General features: G+C 70.2%; 5 protein-coding genes. All 5 read right to left on the bottom strand.

Annotated elements, in window-relative coordinates; all coding sequences use genetic code 11:
* Positions 1 to 1,319 (bottom strand): HNH endonuclease signature motif containing protein (locus tag ACYVAG_RS12995; protein WP_460770278.1); only part of this gene is annotated, 1,319 nt, incomplete at its 3' end.
* A gap of 325 nt (positions 1,320 to 1,644) precedes the next feature.
* The gene (locus ACYVAG_RS12990) at positions 1,645 to 2,622 is read right to left on the bottom strand and encodes a sigma-70 family RNA polymerase sigma factor (RefSeq protein WP_460770276.1); all 978 of its coding nucleotides are present in this window, start codon (positions 2,620 to 2,622) and stop codon (positions 1,645 to 1,647) included.
* Between the two features lie 118 nt (positions 2,623 to 2,740).
* A complete protein-coding gene (locus ACYVAG_RS12985) occupies positions 2,741 to 4,903 on the bottom strand; it encodes a S9 family peptidase (RefSeq protein ID WP_460770275.1) in 2,163 nt (720 codons plus the stop codon).
* Positions 4,904 to 4,984: 81 nt separating this feature from the next.
* Positions 4,985 to 8,146, bottom strand: a complete 3,162-nt coding sequence (locus ACYVAG_RS12980; protein WP_460770273.1) for a hypothetical protein — start codon at positions 8,144 to 8,146, stop codon at positions 4,985 to 4,987.
* Positions 8,143 to 8,646, bottom strand: a complete 504-nt coding sequence (locus tag ACYVAG_RS12975; protein ID WP_460770272.1) for a hypothetical protein — start codon at positions 8,644 to 8,646, stop codon at positions 8,143 to 8,145. Before ACYVAG_RS12975 ends, ACYVAG_RS12980 begins: the two co-directional genes overlap by 4 nt.
* Positions 8,647 to 8,718: the final 72 nt, after the last annotated feature.

Genomic DNA, 8,718 nt, shown 5'->3' with positions numbered 1-8,718 from the left:
CCGGGGCGGGGTTGTTCCACGGTGAGGTTCCCGTGGGTGTTCGCACGGTGGACCCGGCGGGACAGGGGTCCGAGGTTGCCGGTGTCGGTGGTGCCGCCCTGGGAGCGGGGGATGGTGTGGTCGTGGTTGATCAGCCGGGACCGGGCTTTGCGGTTGGAGAAGGGGAACATTTCGCGTTGGTCGCGTTCGTCGACGATCCACCGGATGAGGGGGGAGGGGGTGTAGATGTCGGTGGAGCGGGGTTCGTGGAGGTCGATCACGGGTCGGATGGTGACGTGGGTGCAGCCGGCGAGGATCTCGGTGAGGTGGGCCTGGGTGACGGGTCCGAAGCCGTCGAGGACGCCGCCGAGGCCTTGGTGGAGTTCGCGTTCGCGGACGCGGATGACCAGCTCGGCGCCGTGGCGGCAGGGATCGGGCAGGCAGCGGCCGGGTTGGCCTGCCGCACCGGTGTTCGGGCAGCAGGACGCGGCGGTGGCCACGGTCTGCTCGGCGCCCGCCTGTTCGCCCGTCGTGATGTCGGGTAGGTCGTGGAGGGGGAGTGCGTGGTCGAGGAGGTGGTGGGCGCGGTGGGGGTGGGCGAGGAGTCCGAGGGCTTCGGAGCGGAGTTCGGCGTGGGTGCCGTCCATGCCGCCGGTCTTCAACGCGTGGGCGGTCTGGTCGAGGGTGGTGTTGAGGTGGATGGCGGCGGTGGCGTCGAGGGTGCCTTCGAGCCAGGCGTGGCCGTCGGTGCGGCCGTCGGCGCTGATGGTGATGGTGCGGTTGTGGCGGGCGCGTTCGCGGCGGTTGTCGGCGTTGGTGTCGAGGAGGGTGAGGAGGCGTTCGGTTTCGGCGAGGAGTTGGGCGGGGGTGGCGCCGGTGATCCGTCGGGCGAGGAGGGTGTCGAGGTGGCGGGCGTCGGTCTGGCTGAGGGGGGCGGTGAGTGCGGCGATCTTGCGGGCGACCCAGGCGCGGACGCGGCCGGTGAGGGCGTGTTCCCAGAGGATGGGGTGGCGGTGGCGGAGGTTGAGGACGTCGCCGATCAGTCGCCAGGCGGCGTCGGGGGAGATCTGGAGGGCGGGGCCGAGTTCGACCGACAGGAATTCGGCGACCTGCGGGGTGCCGTCGGCGCCGGCGTCGAGGAGTTGTTCGCCGAACAGGAGTGAGGGTGGGAGGTCGCCTTCGGCGCGGGGGTCGGTCGCGGGGGAGGAGGTGAGGGCCCAGGCGTCGCACATGAGGGCGACGAGGGCGAGTTGTTTGCTTTCGGTGGCGATCTGGGTGGCGAGGTTCTCGCGGACGGCGGTGACGAGTTCGCGTTGGGTGGGTGCGGGGGTGGTGGTCATGGGGGCCTCCTCTCACTCCCAAGTATAGTCCACCTGTTCGAATAAAGGAAGGGTGTTCGGGGATGGATTTCGGGGGTGGGCTCCTCGACTCGCTGCGCTCGCTCGGAGAGCGTGTGGCCCTCGACTCGCTGGCGCTCGCTCGGAGAACGTGAGTGGGGAGCTCTTGGGACTCGCGCGCCCAGTGTCCGAAGACACCGGATTGAGCGCGCGAGGCCGTACGCGTCGCGGAGCGACGCAATGTTTACCGCGCGAGGCCGTACGCGTCGCGGAGCGACGCAATGTTTACCGCGCGAGGCCGTACGCGTCGCGGAGCGACGCAATCCAACTACGCAGCCAGTTCCGTGTTCTCCCGCAGCTTCGTCAGCGCGTGCCGCTCGATCTGGCGTACGCGCTCCGCCGTGATGCCCCAGACCGCGCCGATGTCGGCGAGCTTGGCCTGGCGGCCGTCGAGCAGGCCGTAGCGGCGACGTACGACGTCGGCGGACCGCTCGTCGAGGTTCGACAGCATCGACTCCAGGCGCTGGCGCTCCTCGGCGTCGATAACCATCTCGTCGGGGCCGGGCTGGGGCTCGCGGGCGATCAGGTCGCCCAGCGAGGTGTCGCCGTCCTCCTCGACGGGGGCGTCGAGGGAGATGTGGTCGCGGCCATAGCGCATGAGGTCGACGACCTTCTCGGGCTCGAGGCCCATCTCGTCGGCGATCTCGGCGATCTCGGGCTCGCGGCCGAGGCGGCGTTCCAGGGTCCGGCGGACCGAGCCGACCTGGTTGACCTGCTCGGCGACATGGACCGGGAGGCGGACGATGCGGCCCTGCTGGGCGATGCCGCGGGAGATCGACTGGCGCACCCACCAGGTGGCGTAGGTCGAGAACTTGAAGCCCTTGGTGTAGTCGAACTTCTCGACCGCACGGATCAGGCCCGTGTTGCCCTCCTGCACGAGGTCGAGCAGCGGCATCTGTGCGCGACCGTACTTGCGGGCGACCGACACCACCAGACGAAGGTTGGCCTGCGTGAAGCGCTCCTGGGCGCGGCGGCCCAGTTCGGCGAGCTCCTCGAGCTCGTCGCGGGAGATGCGCTTCGCGGCCTTGCCGTTCTCGCGGGCACCGGCCGTGCGCTGGGTCTGGTTGACCTCACCGGCGAGGATCTGCTCGGCGTACAGGCCCGCTTCGATCGCGCGGGCCAGTTCGACCTCGTCCTCCGCGGTCAGCAGGGGCGTCTTCGCGATGCCGTCGAGATAGAGACCGACGGCGTCCTTTCCGTCGATGCCCTCGTTGGCGCGGACGCGGGGGGCGGTGCTCGTGGCCATGTGGATGGCTCCTTTCGTTGCCTTCACCAGCGTCAACGCGCCACCGGGGCAAAAGGATTCCCCAACAACCCTGAAGAGTCCCTGAACCCGACCCTGAGCCGAACCCGTCCGATCGGTGTCAGACCGTGGTCTGATGCCCCCGCCCGGGAATCGCCTGCGTGGCCTGGTCGATCAGCCACGCGTACTCGAATGCGTGCTCGCGCCACGCGCGATAGCGTCCGCTCGCGCCGCCGTGTCCGGCGACCATCTCGGTCTTCAGCAGGATCGGCCGATCCGTCCCGTTGGTCGCCTTCTCGCGCAGCGCGGCGACCCACTTGGCGGGCTCCACATAGAGCACGCGCGTGTCGTTGAGGCTCGTGGTGGCGAGGATCGACGGGTACGCGGTGGCGCGCACGTTCTCATAGGGCGAGTATGCGCGGATGTAGCCGTAGACCTCCGGATCGTGCAGCGGGTCGCCCCATTCCTCCCACTCGGTGACGGTGAGCGGCAGGTCGGGGTCGAGGATGCTGGTCAGGGGGTCGACGAACGGCACCGAGGCGTGGATCGCGCGGAACGCTTCTGGGGCGAGGTTCGCGATCGCGCCCATCAGCAGTCCGCCGGCCGATCCGCCCTCGGCCACCAGCCGGTCGCTGGACGTGAATCCCTGATCCACCAGGTGACGCGCGCAGGCGATGAAGTCGGTGAAGGTGTTGGTCTTGGCGAGCATCTTGCCCTCGTCATACCAGTGGCGGCCCAGCTCACCGCCGCCGCGGACGTGGGCGATCGCGTAGACGAAACCCCTGTCCAGGAACGAAAGGCGGAGGAACGAGAAGTAGGGGTCCATCGACACCTCGTAGGACCCATAGCCGTAGATCAGCGCCGGGGCGGTGCCGTCGAGCGGGGTGTCGCGGTGGCGTACCACCGACATGGGTACGCGGGTCCCGTCGTCGGCGATGGCCCAGACCCGTTCCTGGACGTAGTTCTCGCGAATGTACGGGCCCTCGGTCGGGTGGTCGAGCACCGGCGTTTCCTTCAGCAGCACGGTTTCGCCGGTCGTGAGGTCGAGGTCCAGCACCGACGACGGCGTCACCATCGACGTGTAACCGAGTCGGATGGTCGTCGCGTCGTAGTCGAACGCCCCCGTCGCCGACACCGTGTGGATCGGCTCGTCGAACACGACATCGCGACCCGGGAGCAGGTCGCCGGATTCGTTGCGGGGAAGGACATGCAGCGCGGTCAGGCCGTCGCGCCGCAGCGAGGCGACGGCGTGGCCGGCGTACGCGTCCACACCGAGGATGCGGTCGCCGGCGCGGTGGGGGAGGACCGTGCGCCAGTCGTCGGTGGACGTCGCGGTCAGCGGTGCGTCGGCCAGCGCGAAATCCGGCCCGTCGCCGTTGTGCACGATGAGCAGGCGGTCCCCGGCGGGCTCGATCTCATATTCCAGTCCCTCGCGGCGCGGCGCCACGCAGGAGAACTCTCCCTCGGGGTCGTCGGTGGCCAGGAGCCAGCACTCGGACGTCAGCTTCGACGCCGTGGACAACACCAGGAATCGCTCGTCCCGCGAGTCGGTGACATCGAGCCAGTGTCGCTCGTCGTCCTCGGTGAACACCACGGGGTCGCTGTCCCCGTCGGGGGATCCGAGCCGGTGGCGCAACACCTGGTGGGGACGCCACGACTCGTCGGCGCGGGTGTAGAAGACGTGGTCGTTGCCCGCCCACGCGAGGCCCCAGGCCGTGTTGTCGATGGAGATGGAGCGATCGACGCCCGTGTCCAGGTCGCGGAACCGCAGCGTGTAACGCTCGGCCCCGGTGTGGTCGACCGAGTACGCCAGCACTCGTCCGTCGGGAGACACCGCGAACGCACCGATCGAGAAGAACTCGTGGCCCTGCGCCTCGGCGTTGCCGTCGAGCATGACCTCCTCGCCCGCGATCGGACGCTCGGGGTCGGGCGGGGTGTCGGAGGTCGCGAGGGCCCGGCAGTGCAGGCCGTATTCGGATCCCTCGACGGTGCGGGTGTAGTACCAGTAGCGCACCGGCGCGCCGTCGCGCGTGTGGGTGGCGATCGCGGGAACGCTGAGGTCGGTCTGCTTCGTGCGCGCCTTGACCGCCTCGAAGATGTCCTCGGTGAGCTCGGCCAGGTGGGCCGTCTGTTGTTCGGTCCACGCATTCTCGGCCTCGAGGTGGGCGAGGACCTCCGGATTCTCCTTGTCCCGCAGCCATTCGAACGGATCGACGAACCGGTCCCCGTGGTGCTCGCGGACGGTGTCGACATGCTTCGGGCTCGGGGGCTGCGCGGAATCCATGCGGGCAACGATAACGGCGGTGGCCCCGTGGGGGACCACCGCCGTCATCAGCACCGTCTCGACGTCATCGTGCCCCGTCGATCAGGCCGCGAACCGCTTCCGCAGGAGCGCTGCCGCTGCGGCGAACATGCCGAGACCGGCGAGGCCCTGGCCCAGGCTGCGCGACTCGGAGCCGTCGACACCGTCGATCTCCAACGAATAGGCCGTCATGCCCTGCGCCCCGGCCGGGGCGCCGATCGGCATGGCCTCCTGCTCGGCCCGTTTGGCGCCCGCCTCGATGGCGGCGTACTTCACGCCGTAGTCGACCGAGGTGTTCTTGCCGGCGTCCATGAGCTTCGAAGACCCCTTCTCGTGCAGCTCGTTCGCGCCCTGGGGGATCTTCGCACCGCCGTCGGCGGCCTCGCGGGTGCCGTCGGCGATCTGGGAGGAGCCGTCAGCCGCCTTGTCGAGGCCGGTGGCCAGCTTGGTGGCTCCGTCCTTCAACCGCCCCGCACCGTCGTAGAGCTTGGACGCGCCCTCGTCGAGCTTGCCCGCGCCCTGGTTCAACTCACCGGCACCCCGGTTGACGTCACCGGCACCCTTGTTCAGCTCGCCTGCGCCCTGGTTCAGCTGGCCCGCGCCCTTGTTGACCTCGCCGACGCCGGCGTCGAGCTTCCCGGCACCCGTGTTGAGTTCGCCCGCGCCGCTGTTCAGCTCGCTGGCGCCCTTCTTCAGTTCGCCGGCCCCGGCACTGAGCTCGCCGGCGCCGGCCTTCAGCCTGTTCGCGCCCGCATCGGCCGCGACCACGCCGTTGGACAGCTCGACCGCGCCGAGGCTGAGGGCCCCGGTGCCCTGCTTGAGCTGCCCGGCGCCCGCCTGCAGCTGGGTCATGCCCTCGAGCAGCCGCGCGCCGCCCTCCTGGATCAGGTCCATGCCGCCGCTCAGGGCGCCGGTGCCGGCGCGCAGCGAGGAGGCCTCGACCGACTCGCCCTTCTTGGCCGCCGCGAGCGCCGCATCGTGCTGGCCCTGCGTACCGACCCCGGTCTGGACGCCCTTGACGACCTCGTTCACCAGCGTCGTGACGCCCTGGTCGACGAGGCCGAGCCCCTCGAGGATGCCCGGCGCGAACTGACCTGTCTTCGGGTCGGCACAGGGACTCGCCTTCGGATCGGTGCCGAACGACGTCGCGCTGAGTCCGCACTCGACCTTGACCAGGCCGGGCACGGCACGGTTCTTCAGGCGACCCCCGATGTAGGTCAGCGCCTGCTGCATCGTTGCCGACGACGGATCGGGCTTCGCCCCGTCGATGTACGCGGCGCTGTTCGGGTTGCCCAGCTTGTTGGGGTCGGCGAGCTGGTCGCGGCCCTTGGCGAGCTCGGCGGCCAGGTTGGCCAGGATCAACTTCTTGATGGGGTTGGACTCGCCGGCCGTGGACCCCAGGGGTGCGGCGGCGTTGAGGATGGCCGCCTGGCCGCCGTAGCAGAACGGGTCGAACGTCGTCCGCTTCGAGCCGTCCGGGTTCGTGCCATAGCCACCCTCGTTGAGCTGTTTGGCGACCTGAACCGCGCAGTCGATCTTCTGGTAGGCACCCGCCGTGTCCTTGGAGTCCGACTCCTTGTAGACCTTGTCGGCCACCGTGAGCAGCCCGGCCGCGCCCTCGCCGATCTGCGTACGCAGTTGGTCGACGCCGTGCAGCAGGGTGCCCTCGCTCTTGGTCGACCCGATCCCCTTCTGCAGCTTCTGGATGCCTTCGTGCAGCGGCTTGGCCTTCTCGGGGACGCCGCCGATCTGGTCATACATCTTGACCATGCCGGCGTCCAGGTCGTTCAGCCCGGCGGAGATCTTCTCCAGGCCGGCGATGAGCTGCGGGGCGCTCTTCGTGGCCTCGGACAGGCCTGCGTACAGCTTGTCGGCGCCCGCGTCGAGCTGCGCCGCACCGCCCTCCAGCTTCTCGGCGCCGACAGCGAGCTTGCCGGTGCCGGCCGCGAGCTCGACCGTGCCCGCGGCGAGGCGCCCGGTGCCGTCGACCAGACGTCCCGTGCCGTCGACGAGGCGTCCGGTGCCGTCCTTGAGGCGGCCGGTGCCGTCGACGAGCTTCACGGTGCCGTCCTTCAGTTGGACCGTTCCGTTCTGCAGCTTCACCGTGCCCTCGACCAGGCGGCCGGTGCCGTCGACGAGGCGGAGCGTGCCGTCGGCGAGCTTGCCGGTGCCCTCCTTGAGCTTGCCGGTGCCGTCTTTGAGCTGGCCCGCGCCGTCCTTGAGCTGGTCGCCGCCGTCCGCGAGCTGGCGGGCACCCGGTGCGGCCTCGGTCGACAACCCCCTGTTGAGCTCGGCCGAGCCCTCGCGCAGCTTGACCAGACCCGCCAGGAGCTGGTTGCCGCCGTCGCGGAGCTTGATCAGGTTCTCGTCGATCTGGGCCGCGCCCGAGCTGAGGTCGCGTCCCGATTTCGCGCCGGCCCCGTACGACGCCGCGCCCGCCTTGAACGACGGGCTCTGCAACGGGTTGACCGGCAGGCCCGACACCGACGCCGGTGGCACGGCGCCGTCCTTGATCTGCGCGGTGTAGCCGAACTCCGCCTTCGGGCTGCCGATGGGGCCGAAGAGCGTCATCGTGAACGACAGCTTCGTCCCGCCGCGGCCGTCGCCGGCCATGTTGGCCTCGCCGCTCTGCACGTCGGAGAACGTGGAGGGGAGCGTGGTCGTCAGCTGTCCCACCATCGGGACCACGACGCGCTCGGTGCGCTCGACCATCTTCCCGGTGCCGTCGTCGACCTGGAACGTCTGGTCGCGGCCCGTCACGTTCTCGACCACATAGCGGACGTCGAGCGCGCCCGACTTTCCCACCAGCTGCTTCGCCGTCACCGGCTTGCCGTCGAGCCTGTAGGACACCTTGACCTTCAGCGGGATCTTCTTCGCGTCGTAATTGGACACGGTGCGCAGCCGCGCCTGTCCGTCGACCTGCTGCGTCGTCTCGAGTCTGCTGTTCACGACCTGGAAGCCGCCGAACTCGTCGAGGTTGCGCAGGCCGTCGGTGGCCACCGGGTTGGAGATCTTCGCGGTGCCCCTGCCCTCGAGCGCCAGCTGTTCATAGATGCGGGCCTCGCGGACAGTGCCGTCGGGGGCCAGGTAGGCCTGCACGGTCTCGGTGTTCGTCACTGACACCGGGCCCTCCGCGTGGGCCGCGGGGGCGAACGAGGTGAGGGCCAGGCCGGTCGCGCCGGTCAGGCCGGCGGCGCGGAGGATGAGTCGTCGGTTGGTGGTCATGCGCGGCCTCCGAGGGCGTCGTCGACCGTGAGGCGGTCATGGGGATGGGCGTCGGGATGGGGCTGGGTCGTGTCGGCGGGGCGGTCGGGCGTACGCGCCCTCTCGCCGCGGCCGACCAGCTGCGCCAGCGTCGTGGCGAGTACGCCGACCGACGCCGCGACCAGCACCGTGGTGGCCGCCTGCGGGGAGTCGATCAGGAAGCGCGCGGGGGCGCCGGTGTAGGTCGTCTCGTACGCCGCGGCGATCGCGGCCGCCCCGAGCAGCATCGACCACAGGGGGATCCGTCCGCCGGACACCCCGGCCACGACGGCGAGCAGCAGCAGGACGCCGAGGCACGCGATCGCGCGCCCCGTCGTCGAGTCGGGCAGCGCGGCTGCGCGCACGGCGAAGCCGGCCCACGCGAGCAGGAATCCTGCGGCGAAGCCCAGGAACCTCCCCAACTGGTGCTCGGACGGGACCAGTCCCAGGACGCCGCCCAGAGCGGCGCCCACGAGGGCCACGTGCTCGAGCTCGGACCCGGATCCCAGGAATAGGACGGCTGTGGTCCCCAGGGCCAGAAGACAGCCGCCAGC

The organism is Mariniluteicoccus flavus (assembly GCF_054776655.1).
Note: the sequence above shows the minus strand (reverse complement) of the source record. Positions and strands in the feature narration are given on the sequence as shown.